Source organism: Hymenobacter sp. DG01, assembly GCF_006352025.1.
In the GTDB taxonomy this organism is placed as follows: Bacteria; Bacteroidota; Bacteroidia; order Cytophagales; family Hymenobacteraceae; genus Hymenobacter.
Genome location: NZ_CP040936.1, coordinates 3,603,868 through 3,618,290 on the forward strand (window position 1 = coordinate 3,603,868; position 14,423 = coordinate 3,618,290).

Genomic DNA, 14,423 nt, shown 5'->3' on the forward strand with positions numbered 1-14,423 from the left:
GGTAGTACCGGCCCGGGAGTCTGATTCGTGCGTCGAAGGTACAAGGCTGAACGCTGGAACGGCTAAAAACTGTCATTCCGGGCCGGGCGAAAAACCTGAGCGCCCCCGCAAAGGCTACCCCCGATTTCTCGCCCAACCCGGAATGATAATGCTTTGTAGGATAAACCAGTAGCCCCTCCCCTACCCCACCGGCTGACGTTTGCGGGCTACGTAAATCAGGCTGGAGTACTGGCCCTCGTGGCTGGCCGCGTATTGGTTTGATTTATAACCCGCCTTCAGCACCGTGAGCATGCCGCCGCCCCGCTCGGCGCGGTGCTTTTCGCTGAGCATACTCACATAATAAGCATCCAGGGGCATGGGCAACACCTCCCGTACCTGCAGCTTATGCTTTTTCAGCAGCTGGGTCATGGTTTTGGGGGTGAAATGGTACAAGTGACGCGGCACGTCGTAGGCGGCCCAGTCCTGGCGGTAGTGCTGGGCGTCGAGGCTGTCCACGTTGGGTACGGCAATAGCCAGGGTGCCATCGGGCTTCAACAACCGGATGAGCTGCTGCAGGGTATCGTTCAGCTCGTGAACGTGTTCCAGTACGTGCCAAAGCGTGATGGCGTCGAACGATCCGGCCGGAAACCGGGTCAGGTCGGCCTGCAGCTCCAGGTTGTGGCCCACGCGCTGGGCGGCTTCCTGCCGGGCCCGCTCGTTGGGCTCCCAGCCCGCTACCTGCCAGCCGTTGCCCTTGGCCGCGGCCAGAAAATGACCGGTGCCGCAGCCGTAGTCGAAGAGGCGGCCCTTGCGCGGGGCCAGCTTGTTCACCAGGGCCACCTTGCGACGCATGGTAAAGAAGCGCGCCACCTTGTAGGCCTGGTTGATAACCCCCCCTGCCCCACTGTTGTGCGACACGTACTCATCGGACTCATAATACCGCCCGATATGGGCGGCGTCGGGCCGGGGGTTGGTAAACTGAAACGAGCAGGCCTCGCATTGCTGAATGGCAAAGCTTTCCTTGCTCACCGACTTATCTTCTACTACCAGCTTGTTGCGAAACTCTGTTTTCCCGCAGACCGGGCACTTCTCCAAACGCTCGTAAATCACAGATTTGCGCTGATTAATTTGATTACGCTGATTGCGGCCAATCTTTCGGCATAGCAACCCGCCGCAACACGAAAGTACGAAACCAAACCGGCCGCAGAACCTGAGAGAATCTGCGGCCGGTTTGGCTAACAGAAACGTCATTCCTCGTTCCACTCGGAATGACGTTCTAAGTGCTCAGCATGGCAAGGCTCTACCGCCCCAAGTACACCATGAGCACCGACACGTCGGCCGGGGACACGCCGCTGATGCGCGAAGCCTGGCCCAGAGTTTCGGGCTGAATCTTGAGCAGCTTCTCGCGGGCCTCGTGCGAGAGGGCGGGCATGGCATGGTAGTCGAGGCGGCCTCTGATCTGGAAATTTTCCAGCTCCTGCACGCGCGCGGCCTGTTGGTGCTCCTTCACGAGGTAGGACTCGTACTTCACCAGAATTTCGGCTTGCTCCAGAGCCTCGGGGCCATAGGGCGCCAGGGCCAGTGTGAGGCCAGGTAGTACACGGGCCAGGGCCGGCAGGTCCACGTTGGGGCGGCGCAGCAGGTTTACCGCGCGCGTTTTCTCATGGATAGTAGCCGAGCCAATTTCCGTGAGCCAGTCGTTGATTTCCTGGGGCTCGATGCCGAAGCTTTTCAGCAGCTCTACCACCTCAGCTGTCTGATTTTCCTTCTCGCGTACCCGCTCCATACGCTCTTCCGAGGCCAGGCCCAGGGCGTAGCCCAGCGGGGTAAGGCGTAAGTCGGCGTTGTCCTGGCGCAGCAGGAGGCGGTGCTCAGCCCGGCTCGTGAACATACGGTAGGGCTCGTCGGTGCCTTTGTTTACGAGGTCATCAATGAGCACGCCAATGTAGGCTTCGCTCCGCTTCAGGATGAAGGGCTCCTTGCCATGCACTTTGTTGTGAGCATTAATGCCGGCCATCAGGCCCTGGCAAGCCGCTTCCTCGTAGCCCGTGGTGCCGTTGATCTGGCCCGCGAAGTAAAGGTTGCTGATGCGTTTGGTTTCCAGAGTCAGCTGCAACTGGGTGGGCGGGAAGAAGTCGTACTCGATGGCGTAGCCCGGGCGGAACATCTTGGCATTCTCGAAGCCGGCAATTTTGCGCAGGGCGCGGTACTGCACGTCCTCGGGCAGGGAGCTGCTGAAGCCGTTTACGTACACCTCCACCGTGCTCCAGCCCTCGGGCTCCACGAAAATCTGGTGGCGGTCCTTATCAGCGAAACGGTTGATTTTATCCTCCACCGAAGGGCAGTAGCGTGGCCCCAGGCCCTTGATGCGGCCCTGGAACATCGGCGACTTCTCGAAGCCTTCCTTCAGGATTTCGTGTACCTCGGGGTTGGTGTAGGTAATGTAACAGGGGCGCTGCTTCACTAGAGCCGGCGTATCGAGGTAGGAAAATTTGCTGGGCACCTCGTCGCCGGGCTGCTCCTCCATCTTGGAGTAGTCCAGGCTGCGGCCATCTACGCGGGGCGGGGTGCCGGTTTTCATGCGGCCGGCCTCAAAGCCTAGCTCCTTCAGCTGCTCCGTGATGCCGGTGCTGCGGCTTTCGGCGGCGCGCCCGCCCCCAAACTGCTTCTCCCCAATGTGGATGAGGCCGTTCAGAAACGTACCGTTGGTCAGCACTACGGCTTTGCCCCGAAACTCAATGCCGAGCTGGGTCTTCACCCCTACTACCGTGTCATTCTCCACCAAGATGCCCATTACGGCTTCCTGCCAGAAGTCCACGTTCAGGGTTTGCTCCAGGGTCAGGCGCCACTCTTCGGCAAAGCGCATCCGGTCACTCTGGGCCCGTGGGCTCCACATGGCGGGGCCTTTCGAGCGGTTCAGCATCCGGAACTGAATCATGGTTTTGTCGGTGATGATGCCCGACTGCCCGCCCAGCGCGTCCACCTCGCGCACGATCTGGCCTTTGGCCACCCCGCCCATGGCCGGGTTGCACGACATTTGGGCGATGGTGTTCATGTTCATCGTCACGAGCAGGACCTTGGAGCCCATGTTGGCGGCGGCCGCGGCGGCTTCACAGCCAGCGTGGCCGGCTCCTACTACAATAACGTCGTACTCTTCTTGCTGCATGGCGGGGTAGGCTGTAGCACAACCGGGATAGGTCGCGCATCAATGAACTGGAAGCCAGCGGTGGCTGACTGATTCGTTCGGGGTAACACAAGAAGCGTCCTCAGTCGTTCAACAAGCCCCGAAGCCGAAGCTTTGGACTTCTGCAAACAGAAAACGCCCGCGTTCGGGGCGGGCGCTTGATCAGCAATCCAAGGTCAGAAAGCAGCACGCAACACGCTCAAAACGTGTGCAAAGATACGCACTCCGCTTCTGTTTTGCGCGCAACGATGGGGTAGTGGCTGGCAGATGGCCCATGGCGGAAATCTTCACCAAGCACAGCTACCCAACTTATTCGGTCAAGTCGTTATTCAAATAGTCAGTAGGCCAATCGGCCAGCAATTCAGCTGATTGAGCAGCCACCGCCTCCCACGAAAACGGCAGCCATTGGCCTGTGGCAGCATCAAACACTTCCGTGGCAGCCAGACAGGGAAACAGCTTGTAATCGAACTTGGGGTAGCGATGCACCAGGTAGCCGGGGTAGTAGTAGGCTTTGTGCAGGTGTAAGGCCTGGTTTATTTTGAGCAGCATCAGGTACTTGCCCAGGCTGTGCTTGCGGTAGGCTGGGTGGTAGAAGTTCATGATGCCGGCAATGCTGCGGGCGCCGCTGTCAAAAATGCCCACCGCAATCAGCTGGCCTTCGTCGCGCACCTCAATCACCTCGGTAGTAAACACGTTGTGGGTGGCGCCGGCCAGCAGAAACGCTTCTACCGTTTCGGGCGCATCGAAGGTGATGGAGCTGCGGTAGAGGGCGTACAACTCCTCATATTCCTCTGTGAGCCGAAAGGGACGGATAACGGTGGTAAACCGCTCGTTGTAGCGCAGCAGGCGGCGCTGCTCCGGGCCGTACTGCACCTGACTGAGCATCAGCCGCAGCCAGTGCACGGTGTATAGGTCGTCGTCGAGGGGTAGGAAACGGCAGGTAAACAGGTCCTGGTGCATCCGGTAGTAACCCTGGCTCAGGTAGAAATCCAGCGCATCGCCCCGGATGATAGGCAGGTAAGGAGGGGTAGCAGCCATTACGGAAAGATAGTAGAGTGCGTGCGGATAGGTAGCATTACATGTCTAACAAGAACGTCATTCCGAGCTTGTCGAGGAATCTCGCGTGCTGATATATGAATAGCGTTGCAACATCAGCACGCGAGGTTCCTCGACAAGCTCGGAATGACGTTCTTTCTATAACAGCCGCGCCGACCGTGCCATTTATTGCATCATCCCTACCCCCTATATCTACCCAAATGTCAGTAACATCAACCGACCAGACACCTCACAAAAACGCCCACCTGAAGGGCGGGCGTTTCTTAGTATATCAGATGTCCTACCCCCTTAGAAGGTGCGCAACAGCAGGCAGTCGTCTTCTTTCTTGCGCATGGCGGTCTGGCTGAGCAAATCCTTATCGGCGTAGCCAAGCAGGTGCAGCACACCGTGAATCATCACGCGGTGCAGCTCGTCGCGGAACGAAACGCCGTGGATCTGGGCATTTTCGCGCACGCGCTCCACCGAAATAAAGATGTCGCCTTCAATGATGTCGGCGTCGTCGGCGTTATCGAAAGTGATGACGTCGGTGTAGGTGTCGTGCTCCAGGTACTCCATGTTTACCTTGTGCAGGTATTCATCGGAGCAGAAGATGTAGGTGAGCTGCACAATTTCATGCTCGTGCACCTCCGCTACGCGCTCAATCCAGGAGGTCAGGTCCTGGGCGTCGGCCAGCTCGAAATCAACATCCTCTACCAGAAACTCAATACCTGGGCCTTCGTCGTGGCCGAAGTCATCGTGCTCCTGATCGTCGTACTCGGTGGGCAGGTCGCTCATTGCAAGCAAAAACTAGTGGGTAGCGGTTTCGGCGCCGTTCACGGCCGAGCCAGCTTCGGAGGCCGAAGGAGCGGGTAGCATGAAGGTGAGCTGCACATTGCGGCCATCCTTGGTGAACTCTACCTCATCGGCCAAGTGGCGGATCAGGAAGATGCCGCGGCCGCCGGGGTTTTCGAGGTTTTCGGGGGCCGTGGGGTCAATCAGGTTGGTGTAGTCGAAACCGGTGCCTTCATCCTCGATTTCAAACTTCACCCGGTCCTGATCCACGAACAGAGAAAGGAAGACGTTCTTGTCTTTATCGAACTTATTGCCGTGCCGGATAGCGTTGTTTACCGCCTCCGTGACGGCCACCATAATGTTTCCGTAGATATCGTCTTCGATGTGAAACGTATCCTTCGAGTTGTCGATAAAGCTTTCCACCACGCGGATGTTCTCGACGAGCGAAGGAATCTGAATTTTAACCTGCTTCATAGAAAAGAAAAAGGGAAGACGGCGTTGGGGCGGTAAAAGTAGCTGAACGCTACTTCATTTTTTGAAAATATTCACTTACCTCCCGCTGATAGTACGGCGTGAGGGCCGGCGGCACGGTGCGGAGCAGCTCCGTCTGCCGGTTTTGCTGGCGTTTGTATTGCTGAAACGCCGGCGGAAACACAGGCGGGCGGTTCTGAGCCGTCTGCGCTTCGCGCTTATCATCTTGGTCCCGCTCCCGGGCCGACTTCTCGGCTTCCAGCAAACGAGTCAGGATTTGGCGCTGGCGCATGATAGTCTGCTCCGTCAGCCGCTTGTTTACGAGGTCGGTTTCGGTTTGTTCCATCATTTTTTTGACGTCGCCGAGGCCCCCGGCGCCGTCCTGGCCTTTCCCGTCTTTATTGTTTCCGGGTTTGCCGCCGCCTTTCTGCTGCATGCGCTCCAGCTCCTGCATAGCCTGCCGGAGCATTTGCTGCTGCCCAGCTAGTTTAGCCAGCTCTTCGGAGAGGGCCCGGCCTTGCTTACCGCTCTGCTGAAGCTGCTGAATCTGCTGGTTGAGCTGCTGCTGCATGCGGCCCAGTTGGCCTTCGCCGGCCGAGCTGCCTTTCTTCTTTTTGCGGCCCGGCTTACCGCCACCCTGTTGTTGCTGGCTCTGGCTTTGGCGCTGCTGTTCCTGCATTTGCTGGAGCGCATCGTTTAGCATAAGCGCCAAGTTGTTCATGCTGGTCATGGCCAGCTGCTGGGAGCTGGTAGCCCTACCCACGTTGCGCTGCCGAATCTGGTCGAGGCTTTCGTCCATGCGGCCGTTCATCTCGCCTACCTCACGCGTCACGAACGATTTGATCTGGAACACGCGCTTGGCCAAGGCATACAGCGAGTCCTGCACCACCCGGGCATCGTCCTTGAGCTTGCGCTGGGTCTGGCCGAGCTGCACAAAGCGCGGGTCCGACTGATCCACGGTGCGGAACTGCTTCATCAGGTTTTCCTGATCGAAGGAGAGCTTGAGCAGGTTTTCGAGGATGTCGCGCAGGTCGTCGATGTTTTCCTGCTGCTGGTCCTGCTCTTCTTCGTTCATCTGCTGCTGCATCTTCTGGGCCATCTGCTGCATTTTCTGGGCGGCCTGCTTCTGGCTCTGGCTGGCCTTCTGGTTCTGATTTTTGCCCAGCTGCTCTTGGCTGTCCTGCTGCTGCTCATCTACCTGCTGCTGGTCCTGCTTCATCTCGTCGGCCTGGTTTTCGCCGCCGAGCTGCTGGTCCAACTCCTTCATGTCTTTGAGGTCCTGCTTCAGCTCGTCGAACTTCTGCTGCTGCTCGGCTTGCTGCTGCTTCAGGTCCTGCTGCTTTTGCTGCTGCTGGTCTTTGCTGAGGTTATTGTCAGGGTTGTTCTTGTCGTTCTTCTGAGTTTCGTCGGCCAGCTTCTGCTGCTCTTGGGCCAGCTGCTGGAGCTTTTCCAGGGCTTGGTCCTGCTTCTGCTCAAACTGCAGTTGCTTAAACATTTCCAGGGCCCGCTCCAGCTCTTTCTGCAGGGTATTCTCCTTGTTTTCGAGCTGCTGCATCAGGCGCTGCATCTCGGGCTGGTTTTGGTCTTGTTGTTGTTCCAGCAACTTCTGCAGCTCCTCATAGAGCTTCTTGGTCTCGGGGTCGAGCAGGGTTTCCATCAGCTTTTTCAGCTCCTCAGCTTTCTGGGCCAGCTCCTCATTCTTCTGCGGGTCCAGCTGGTTTTGCTGCTCCTGGAGCTGCTCAAACTGGCGCTTTAGCTCGTCGAGGGCTTGGTCCATCTGCTGCTTCTGGTCGAGCATGTCGCGCAGCTGCTTGCGGTCCTGGAAGTTCAGGTCGCGCTTTACTTTCAGCTTGTCCTCGGCCTTGGCTAGCTCCCGCTCCATCTTCTTGCTTTGCTGGGCGGCCTGACTGAGTTGGCTTTGCACAGCCTGACTTTGAGAAGCCAGCTGCTGGCGTAACTCAGTGCGCGAGGGCAGGCGGAACTCGGCGGTGCGGCTCCGCGCCGACTTCGGCCCGTGCACGCCATCATTGTCCCACACCTGCACGAAGTACTCCAGCCGGTCGCCGGGGCGCATGTTCAAGGGGCGTACATCCCATTGGTAGGCGTAGCTCTGACTTGGGCCGCTGCCCAGGGGTAGGGCGCGGGTCTGGTAAGCAGCATTCGGGCGGCCCTTGCTCAGCACGCGGTAATGCAGCTGCAGGCGAGAAAGGCCATAATCGTCGCGCACGTTGCCGCCCAGGGCGAGGTAGCGCAAGGAGGTAGTATCCTGAAACGCTTCCAGCGTCACGTCGGGCACCTGATCCGGAATGACGGTAATCTGGTATTCGATGGGGTCCCGGTTGAGGCTGTTGGCGTTGCGCAGGTGTACCGAATACTGCTGGCTGCGCATGGCCCGGCGGGAAAGCAGAAATTGCTCGTCGTCGGGCTGGGCGCTTACTACCTCATCGGGGTTGCGGAACTTCAGCTGCAGCTGGTCGGTGGCTTCGGTCTGGAACTCCCAGCGCAGGTCTGAGCCCTCGGGCACCGTGAGGTTGCCGGAGTTGCGGATGGTTTCGGCGGGTTTGCCCAAGTAGGTGGGGTAGGAAACCCGCACGGTAAAGTCGCGCAGGTTGGGCCGGGCCTTCACGGTCAGGTCGTACTCCGGGGAGGTAAAGCCGGCGGCGACCAGCTGGAATTCCACGTTTTCGCGCAGCTGCCGGAAGTCGTAGCGGAAGCGGTTGCCGGTTTCGCGCACCAGGTGACGCTCCCGGCCGCCGTACACAATGCTGATTTCGTTGGGCAGGGCCTCGCCCTCTACCGTCACGTTCAAGGTAAAGTCTTCGCCTTTGAACGCCGTGAGGTTCCTGTTTTCCACCACGAAGCGGAATGGAGCAGGCGGACTATACTTCTGATTGTAGTTCAGAATCCGCTCGGTGCCCTGCACGAACAGGCTGGGGTACACCAGCAGCAGCAACACCACCACGGCTCCCGGAATAGCCACGTACTTCCACAGGGGCTTGGTCTGGGCCTGAATGTTAATGCCCTGGCTGAACTCCACGCCGCGTAGCTGCCCGGCGCGCTGCTCCAGGCTGGCGGCCAGCAAAGCGTTTTCCTGGGCCTGGCCGCGCAGCTGCAGCGCGTTCAGGAGCTTGTCCTGCACATCCGGGAACAGCTCCCCTACCCTGCGGGCGGCTTGCTCATCGCTCAGCATACGGCGCAGGTTAGTCAGGGCCGCCAGGGGTTGCCAGATCCAACGCCCGAAGGCGTAAAGCATGCCCGCTACAAACCCGAACAGCAGCCCGGCCCGCACCCAGGTGGGCAGGTACAGGAAGTATTCGAGCAGGTTGAACACCAGGAATAAGCTGAGCAGCAGGCCGCCAGCCACGAGGGCTCCGCGAACCAGCAGACTCAGGTAAAACTTGCGCTTAAAGGCATCGAGGCGGGCCAGTACATCGTCCAGGGCCCGGGTCGTTGCGGGGTCTTTCTCCACTACCATAGGTTTGCCGCCTAATATGGGCTTGGGAAAGATACGTATTTCGCCCCGGCGGCTGCATCTAGGCTACACGCGAAGCCGGGCAAGAGGTTCCGTGAGTGTTTTATGGCAGCCGGCATGGCGGTCAGTCGCCTGAGCCTGCCGCCAGGGGCGGCACCAGGTTTATGCCTTGGCGTAAACAAACTCTTTGTAGTGCAACAGCGCGAATATGCCCCCTAGTGCGGCGTACAGGCAGAGCAGAGAATACACTTCTTGTGTCCGCCAGGCTTGCAGCATGTTATTCGCCCAAAGCACTACTAAAGCCCACCCAAATCCATTCAGAATGCCAGCAATTACTCTGCGCCCCAGTGAAATGCCTTTGCGAGATATCAAAAGATATATGCCATAGGTGGCGCTTGCCAGAATATGCCAGATCCCAAAGAAGAAGAACTCAGCGGCAAAGTTCTGCGCTGCCGTCTTCATCCACAGCGTAATGGGTTTGCCGGCCAGTTCTTTCCAACTCATCATCGATTGGGACTCACAAAAGATTCTGCCCCAGGCAGCCAGTGCCATACAGAGCAGAAGTATTCTAGCATAGGAGAGGATTGATTTCATAGAATAGGGCCCGGAAACGGTAGATAGAGGATTGCCATAAATACGAAAAAGCCTGAACCCACTGGGTTCAGGCTTTTGCAGGGGGTAGGAAAACCTAGTGGTTACTTGGCGTCCTCTTTGTCTTTCTTGGCTTTGCGCTTCTCCTTTTTACCGTCGGCGTCTTTGGTCTTGATTTTCATCTTCTCATTCTCGGCCGGGGGCGTAACGGAAGCAGCCGGGGCAGGGGCCGGAGCAGCGGCCGCCACGCGGTTGCCTTCGGCGTCCAGCTCTACTACTTCGTAGCCCAGCTCCGCGAGGCCGGGGAAAGCCTTGGCCCGGTCGCCAACCACTACAATGTACATCTTGTCGGCGGGCAGGTATTTCTGGGAAATGGTCTGCACGTCTTCCTTCTTCAGGGCTTTCAGGATGTCGTTCTGCTGCTTCACGTAGTCGGTGCCCAAGTCGTACTCCAGCAAGCGCGAGAGGAAGGCGGCCTTCTGCTGGCCGGTTTCGTAGCGCAGGGCGTCGTTCTGGCCCACCGACGATTGCAGGAACTGCAGCTCCTCATCGGTAATACCGTTGCGGTAGTTCTGGATTTCCTTCATGAACTCCTTCACCGAGGCGGCCGTGGCATCGGCGCGCACGCCGGCGCTGGCCGTGTAAGGGCCTACGTAGCGCGTGGCCTGGAAGCCCGAACGGGCGCCATAAGTGTAGCCCTTGTCCTCACGCAGGTTCAGGTTGATGCGCGAGTTAAAGGCCCCGCCCAGGATATAGTTCGAAAGGTAGGCACGGTAATAGTCGCCGGTAGCGTCGTAGGTAAGCGGCGTGAGGTACCCCACCCGGATTTCTGACTGAGCGGCCCCGTCCTTGTTCACGAAGTAGATGCGGGTTTTGTCGGGCTGGGCGGCGGTTTCGCCGGCCGGCAGGCTTACCTCTTTCTTCGTCCAGCCCTTCAGGAAGCCGAGCTGGTTGGTGAGCGTGGGCTGATCTACGTCGCCCACGGCTACCAGGTAGCTCACGTTGGGGGCGTAGTTCTGCTGGTAGAACTGCTTTACGTCGTCCAGAGTCAGGCTGGTAACGGAGGCCGTGGTGCCGCTGGCGGGCACGCTCATAATGTTGGCCGGGCCATACACCAGCCGGTCGTAGGTTTTGTTGGCAATGACAACGGGCTGAGTGTTCTGGTTGGCAATGGCCTCCAGGGTCTGCTTCTTGAGGCGGGCGAAGTCGGCCTCATCGAAGCGGGGGCGCAGCAGGCGCTCCTCCAGCAGCTTCATGGTAGCGGGCAGGTTCTTGGTCAGGCTCTGCACGTAGATGGTTGTGTTATCATCGCCGGCCGAAACCCGGATGGTGCTGCCCAGCTTGTCGAGCTCCGAGCTGAACTGCTCCCCGGTGTACTTCTGGGTGCCCTCGTTCAGCAGGCTGGCCGTGAGGGAGGCAATACCGGCCTTGCCGGGCATGGCCTGCTCCAGGCGGTGGCCGCCGCGGATGGTCAGCAGCATGGTCACCGTCGGGATTTCCGTGTTGCGCGAGCCCATCAGGCGCAGGCCATTATCCAGGGAAGCCTGCCACACCTGGGGCACCTGCACCACGGGGTTGGTGCCCGATTTGGGCTGCTGGCTCCGGTCGAAGCTGTCCTTGGCTTTCACGTAGGTCAGGCCGTCGTAGCCGTAGTTGGGAGCTTTGTAGCCCTCCTTCGATACGGTGTAGTTATCGGCCTTGGCGGGCTTCACGCTGCCGCTCTTGGGCACCACGCTCAGAATAACGGCGTGCTTGCCTTTGAGGTACTGGTTGTACACGCGGTTCACCTCGGCGGGCGTTACGGCGCGCAGGCGCTTGAGCTCCTCGGGCAGGCGGTTGGGGTTGCCGAAGAAGGTTTGGTTGGCGGCCAGCTGGCTAACCTTGCCGTTTACGCTGGCCAGGCTGTTTACCACCTGGGCTTCGGTGCTGGCCTTGAAGCGGGCCACCTGCTCGGGGGTAGCGCCGGTGCGCTCAAACTCCAGCAGGCTGCGGCGCAGCTGGGTTTCCAGGCTGTCGAGGCCTTTGCCAGGGAAGGGCAGGGCAATAAGGGCAAACTCGCCGGCCAGCTCCGAGGAGCTGTTGTACGACTGAGCCTGAGCGGCCTGCTGGGTTTTAATCAGGTTTTTGTAGAGCAGCGAGTTTTTGCCCTGCCCGATGATTTCGGCCAGCGCATCGAGGGCGTACTCATCGGGGTGGCCGTTGGGCACCGTCGGGAACACCATCTGCAGCATGGGCAGGCGCACATTGTCCTGGTAGCTCACGTAGCGGTCCTGGCTGAGCTGGGGAGCGGCCAGCTTCTGGGCGGCTACGGCCGGACCCTTGCTGATGGGGCCAAAGTACTTCTCGGCCAGGCGTACTACTTCCTGGGGCTTCACGTCGCCGCCCACGGTGAGGGTAGCGTTGTTGGGGCCGTACCAGCGCAGGAAGAAGTTCTTGAGGTCGTTTACGTCGGAGCGGTCCAGGTCTTCGAGGTAGCCGATGGTCAGCCAGCTATAGGGGTGGCCGTAGGGGTAAAGGGTGCGGGCCACGTTTTCCGAGGCCAGACCGTAGGGGCGGTTGTCGTAGTTCTGACCCCGCTCGTTTTTCACGGTGGAGCGCTGCACCTCAAACTTCTGCTGGGTTACGGCATCCAGCAGGAAGCCCATGCGGTCGGCCTCCAGCCACAGGGCCGTTTCCAGCTGGTTGCTGGGCACCGTCTCAAAGTAGTTGGTCCGGTCGCGGTTGGTGGTGCCGTTGAGGGTACCGCCGGCGGCCGTTACGGTCTTGAAGTGCTGCTCGTCGGCTACGTTATCGGAGCCCTGGAACATCATGTGCTCAAAGAAGTGGGCAAAGCCCGACTTGCCGATCTGCTCCCGGGCCGAGCCTACGTGGTAGGTTACGTCCACGTGCACCAGCGGATCAGAGTGGTCTTCGGTGATAATCAGGGTAAGGCCGTTGGGCAGCACGTACTTTTCGTACGGAATTACCAGCTCCGAGCCCTTGCGGGTTACTTTTTCTACCAGGCGGGCGCCGCCGGCGGTAGCAGTGGCCGCTTTGGTAACGGTAGCGGGCTTGGTAGCTGGTTTTTGCTGAGCCTGAGCGGGCTGGTATGCCAGCGAGGCTCCCAGGCCCAGCAGCAACAAGTGGTTGCGAGTCATTCGGAATAAACTAGAGTGAGTGGAATGCAGCGGGAAGTTACGCGCCGAAAGACAAATACAATGCTCGGCGGCTGCATCAACCTGCCCCGCCCCGGGGCCGTACTGTGCACACACTGGTTTACCGCGCTCCGGCCCGCTCACACGGGCTGCCGCCTGCGGCGAATATCACCGGAAATCAGCTGTTTTGTAAAATAAAAACACTACGGTGGAGCTTACCGGTTTGCTGCTACTCTATTCTAAGAATGTCTGCTTTTGACTCTGACTACCTGCGTATTTCCTACCGCCCCGATTTGCACGTGCTGTTCATGCGCTGGACGCGGCCGGCCACCTCGGCCGAGCACCGCGCCGGCTACCTGGCTGCCCTGCAGTTGGCCGAACAGCAGCAGGCCCGGCAGTGGCTGATAGATTTGCGCAGCCGCGGCCTGGCCGATGTAGCCGATCTGCACTGGATTCTGCAGGAGTTTGCCACCGCGTTTCAGCAGGCGCTGCCCGGCCCCGACCGGCGGCTGGCGTACTTTACTACCCCCTACTATGCCGAGGTACTGGAGCCGCGCCTGGCTGAGTTCAACAACAGCGGCAGTGGCCTGGCTATCCGGGTCTTTACCGAGGAAATGCCGGCCTACGCCTGGCTGCAAACCGGCCGGTAGTTTCCTACCCCTCGGCCCAGCGGTAACGCCGCTCCTTCCACTGAATGCCGGAGGGCCACCACGTATAAGCCAGCACCGCCAACGACATAAACAGCAGGTACACATCGTACACCAGCAGCACGGCCAGGTTTTCGCGGTGGCCGGCCTGGCGCAGGGTAATCAGCAGAAACAGCGTTTGGCAGGCTACTTTGGCTCCGTACAGCAGCCCAATGGTTTCGGGCGGCAGCAGACCGGGCCAGCCCAGAATGGTGTAGAAAATACTGTAGGAGCTGAACAGTAGGCTCAGCTGCCAGGGTAGCCGCACGGCACCTTTCATCCAGCGCTTACGCTGCTGCAGCAGGCACTGCACCGTAGGCTGGGCCACCGAAATACCCAGGGCGCTGGGTGTGATGATGTTGCGGTACCCCCAGCCCTGGGCCACTACCTTCTCAAACAGCTGCAGGTCCTCGGTAATGCTGAAGGCCAGCGCCTCGTAGCCCCCAATCGACTCGTAGGCCTTGCGGGTCACCAGCATGTTGTTGCCGACGGCCGTAATGGGCAGGCCCAGATCGGTCAGCATTCGGATCAGGCTGAGGCCAAACAGCCAGTCGAGGCCCTGGAGGCGGCCAAACAGGTTACCCTCGGCTGTGGTAATGCCCGTCACGATGCCTACCCCCTCGGGGGCAGCGGCCAGCATGGTCTGGACCCAATCGGGGTGGAGAGCCATGTCGGCGTCGGTGAACAGGAGGTACTCGGTGGTGGCGGCGCGGCAGAGGTGGGCCAGGGCGTTGCTCTTGCCCCGGGCCGTGCCCAGGCGCTGCCGGATGCTCAGGAGCCGGAACTGGGGCTTGTCCTGGATGAACTCCTCAACCAGCGCGGCCGTGTTGTCGGTGGAGGCATCGTCGCCGATGAGGATTTCCAGCTGCCCGGCAGGGTAGTTGAGCCTGGTCAGGGCCGTGAGGCAGCGGATGATAGTGGCTTCTTCGTTGCGCGCGGCAATCAGAATGCTCACGCGGGGCCGGATGTTAGTGGGCTGCAGGCGCCGCCGCGACACCACCAGCAACACGAGCACCACCAGAAAAATACCGAAGAACAGCCCGAAGAAAATCGTAGTAAACGCCATAGAAAGCAGCTAA

The 14,423-nt window shown here is 59.7% G+C and carries 10 protein-coding genes; 1 reads left to right on the top strand and 9 read right to left on the bottom strand.

The features are described 5' to 3' along the window. Positions 1-180: 180 nt before the first annotated feature. The 8 genes from FGZ14_RS15275 to FGZ14_RS15310 all read right to left on the bottom strand — a co-directional run bounded on the left by FGZ14_RS15275 (position 181) and on the right by FGZ14_RS15310 (position 12,661). Entirely contained in the window at positions 181-1,089 is a 909-nt protein-coding gene (locus FGZ14_RS15275; protein WP_139925081.1) for a bifunctional 2-polyprenyl-6-hydroxyphenol methylase/3-demethylubiquinol 3-O-methyltransferase UbiG, read from the bottom strand. 190 nt (positions 1,090-1,279) lie between these two features. After that, positions 1,280-3,145 (bottom strand): tRNA uridine-5-carboxymethylaminomethyl(34) synthesis enzyme MnmG, encoded by a 1,866-nt coding sequence (gene mnmG / locus FGZ14_RS15280; RefSeq protein WP_139925082.1) that lies wholly within the window; start codon positions 3,143-3,145, stop codon positions 1,280-1,282. 327 nt (positions 3,146-3,472) lie between these two features. Further along, positions 3,473-4,201 (bottom strand): GNAT family N-acetyltransferase, encoded by a 729-nt coding sequence (locus FGZ14_RS15285; RefSeq protein ID WP_257883244.1) that lies wholly within the window; start codon positions 4,199-4,201, stop codon positions 3,473-3,475. Between the two features lie 306 nt (positions 4,202-4,507). After that, on the bottom strand, positions 4,508-4,993 hold the full coding sequence (ybeY, locus tag FGZ14_RS15290) for an rRNA maturation RNase YbeY (protein WP_139926130.1): 486 nt from the start codon (positions 4,991-4,993) through the stop codon (positions 4,508-4,510). Positions 4,994-5,005: 12 nt separating this feature from the next. Continuing rightward, positions 5,006-5,464 (bottom strand): ATP-binding protein, encoded by a 459-nt coding sequence (locus FGZ14_RS15295; protein ID WP_110976090.1) that lies wholly within the window; start codon positions 5,462-5,464, stop codon positions 5,006-5,008. A 49-nt stretch (positions 5,465-5,513) separates the two neighbouring features. Next, on the bottom strand, positions 5,514-8,936 hold the full coding sequence (locus FGZ14_RS15300; RefSeq protein ID WP_139925083.1) for a DUF4175 family protein: 3,423 nt from the start codon (positions 8,934-8,936) through the stop codon (positions 5,514-5,516). A 159-nt stretch (positions 8,937-9,095) separates the two neighbouring features. Beyond that, entirely contained in the window at positions 9,096-9,527 is a 432-nt protein-coding gene (locus tag FGZ14_RS15305; protein WP_139925084.1) for a hypothetical protein, read from the bottom strand. 101 nt (positions 9,528-9,628) lie between these two features. After that, positions 9,629-12,661, bottom strand: coding sequence for a pitrilysin family protein (locus FGZ14_RS15310; protein WP_139925085.1), 3,033 nt, complete (start codon positions 12,659-12,661; stop codon positions 9,629-9,631). Between the two features lie 242 nt (positions 12,662-12,903). Between FGZ14_RS15310 and FGZ14_RS15315 the strand changes: the two genes are divergently transcribed. Then, complete coding sequence (locus FGZ14_RS15315; protein WP_139925086.1) at positions 12,904-13,308, top strand: hypothetical protein; 405 nt, start codon at positions 12,904-12,906, stop codon at positions 13,306-13,308. Positions 13,309-13,312: 4 nt separating this feature from the next. On the opposite strand, the gene FGZ14_RS15320 is transcribed toward FGZ14_RS15315, so the two are convergent. After that, positions 13,313-14,410: a glycosyltransferase gene (locus tag FGZ14_RS15320; RefSeq protein WP_139925087.1), complete on the bottom strand. Its 1,098-nt coding sequence runs from the start codon at positions 14,408-14,410 to the stop codon at positions 13,313-13,315. Positions 14,411-14,423 lie beyond the last annotated feature (13 nt).